Raw genomic sequence first — 2,066 nt, 5'->3', positions numbered from 1 at the left:
CCCGAGACGACCGTGCCCACCGCCACATCCCGCTGACCGCTGTACCGCGACAACAGCAACTGCGTCACCGCCGTCAGCGTCATGAACAGACTCGCCCCGCCTGCCTGACCGAGCCGCACCAGACGTGCGGTGAGGTCGGCTGGCACCTCGAAGGTGTGCATCGAACCGGTCGATGTCCGTACCAGCGGGCGCGGGCGGTCCGTCGGCAGCTCCAGCGGCTCCAGACCGTCCAACTGCTCGCGCCAGTAACCGATCTGGGAATCCAGCGCCTCCCCGGACAGCCTCTCCCGCTGCCACACCGCGAAGTCCGGATACTGCACCGGCAACAACGGAAGCCGAGCCTCCGCACCCCGCACCGCAGCCGCGTACAACTCACTCAGCTCACGCGTCACCACGCCCATCGACCACCCATCGGTCACGATGTGATGCATCGACAACACAAGGACGTATTCGTTCGCCGACACCTCCGCCAGCAGTACGCGCATCAGCGGACCGGTCCGCAGATCGAACGGCGTGAGGGCTTCGGCGCGCAGGACGGTGTCCAGGTCCGCCCGGGTGTTGGAGACGACCGTGCGCACCGGTACGTCCAGCGAGGCGTGGACCACTTGGACGCCGCGCCCACCGACCGAGTCGAACGTCGTACGCAGCGCCTCATGCCGGTCCACCAGCCCGGACACCGCGGAGCGCAGCGCGGGGAGGTCGAGTGTGCCGGTCAGGCGCAGACCGCCCGTGATGTTGTACTCCACCCCGCCGGGAGTGAAGTTCTCCAGGAACCACAGGCGCTCCTGGGCGAACGAGAGCGGCAGGTGGCCGTCCCGTGCCGCGCGCTCGATACCCGCACCCGTGTCCGAGGCGTCCTCGCCAGCGGGGAGTTCCTCGGCCAGGCGGGCGATGGTGGGATGGTCGAAGAGCGCCCGGGGGGACAGTCCGGCCTTCAGCACGGAACGGATCCGCGAGACCACCTTCAGACTGGAGATGGAGTCCCCGCCCAGTTCGAAGAAGTCGTCGTGGACGCCGACCCGTTCGACACCGAGGACCTCGGCCCAGACGTCGGCCAACGCCATCTCAAGGCTGGTGCGGGGTGCGGCGTACTCCTCCGCGGCGTCGAACTCGGGCGCGGGCAGTGCACGCCGGTCGACCTTCCCGTTCACGGTCAGCGGCAGCTCGTCCAGGACGACGAACGCCGACGGCACCATGTACTCGGGCAACAGGCCGGCAGCATGCTCCCGTACGAGCGACACATCCAGTTCACCGGACGACGGTACGAGGTAGGCGACCAGACGCTTCACCCCCGGACGATCCTCCCGGGCCAGCACCGCGACACCGCCCACACTCCCGTGACGCGCCAACACCGCCTCGATCTCACCCAGCTCGATACGGAACCCGCGAACCTTCACCTGACCATCACCACGGCCCAGGAAGTCCAGCCGACCGTCCGGACGCCACCGCACCACATCACCCGTCCGATACAACCGCCCACCCGAACCAAACGGATCCGCAACAAACCGCTCCGCCGTCAGGCTCGTCTGACCGTCATACCCACGCGCCAGACCCGCACCACCGAGATACAACTCACCCGGCACCCCGACACCCACCGGCCGCAACGCACCGTCCAGAACGTAACCGGTCGTGTTGTCCATCACCTGCCCCAGCGGCACCGAACCACCCGCCGCATCCTCCGCCACAATCGGACCACTCACCGCAAACGTCGTCGACTCCGTCGGACCATAGCCGTTGACCAGCACCGTCCCCGGGCACGCGGCCAGCATCCGCTCCGCGGCCACCGCCGGCACCGCATCCCCACCCGTCCACACCTCACCCAGACCAGCGAAACAACCGGCATCCTCCTCCACCAGCACCCCGAACAGCGCCGCCGTCACCCACAACCCCGACACCCCACGCCCCACCGCATCCCGCACCACAGGAACACTCAACTCACCCTCAGCCACCACCACCGTGCCACCACTCAGCAACGGCACCCACACCTCATACGTCGCCGCGTCAAACGAATGCGGAGAGTGGAACAAAACCTTGTCATGCGCACCCGACGACCACCGGGAATCAGC

Annotated in this window: 1 protein-coding gene and 1 pseudogene; both read right to left on the bottom strand. The window is 67.9% G+C overall.

Features of this window, described 5'->3' with window-relative positions; all coding sequences use genetic code 11:
* The coding region (locus CU044_RS19000) for a condensation domain-containing protein (RefSeq protein WP_240045689.1) at window positions 1-1,397 on the bottom strand (1,397 nt) is incomplete at its 3' end.
* 198 nt (window positions 1,398-1,595) lie between these two features.
* Window positions 1,596-2,027: pseudogene (locus CU044_RS39575) on the bottom strand (AMP-binding protein); the annotation flags it as partial.
* Window positions 2,028-2,066: the final 39 nt, after the last annotated feature.

Origin of the sequence: Streptomyces sp. L-9-10, assembly GCF_004151105.1 — a bacterium.
Classification (GTDB): Bacteria; Actinomycetota; Actinomycetes; order Streptomycetales; family Streptomycetaceae; genus Streptomyces.
This window is presented reverse-complemented; position numbering and strand designations above follow the sequence as displayed.